Source organism: Blautia sp. AF14-40 (assembly GCF_003479665.1).
In the GTDB taxonomy this organism is placed as follows: Bacteria; Bacillota; Clostridia; order Lachnospirales; family Lachnospiraceae; genus Fusicatenibacter; species Fusicatenibacter saccharivorans.
On the sequence record NZ_QUHK01000126.1, the window covers coordinates 224 to 538 of the forward strand.

The window sequence follows — 315 nt, forward strand, 5'->3', positions numbered from 1 at the left end:
TGCCGGATGCTGGACGCTATGCTATCCAAAGGGCAGGAGGACGAAAACGGAATCCTGTTTGTCTGCTTCCCTGTTACAGCCATTGCCGCAGTCCTGTCCCGCAGTCCCATGACGGTCAAACGTTCATTGAATGAACTGGAAACCGCCGGACTTATCATGCGGGTGCGTCAGGGCGTTGGAGAACCAAACAGGATTTATGTGCTGATACCGGGAAAGGAGGATGCTGCCCTTGCCTGATACCTCAAAGCTGGAAAAACTCAACCGGGAACTGGAGAAAAGCGAAAAGAAACTGCGGAAAGCCATCAATGATGAAAA

General features: G+C 51.4%; 1 protein-coding gene and 1 pseudogene. Both read left to right on the forward strand.

Translation table 11 applies throughout. The annotated features are described in order from the left end of the window. A partial coding sequence (locus tag DWW13_RS19695) for a DeoR family transcriptional regulator (protein WP_243026220.1) occupies positions 1-237 on the forward strand: 237 nt, incomplete at its 5' end. Next, positions 230-315, forward strand: a pseudogene (locus tag DWW13_RS18665) (DUF3847 domain-containing protein); the annotation flags it as partial. The gene DWW13_RS19695 and the pseudogene DWW13_RS18665, both read left to right, overlap by 8 nt.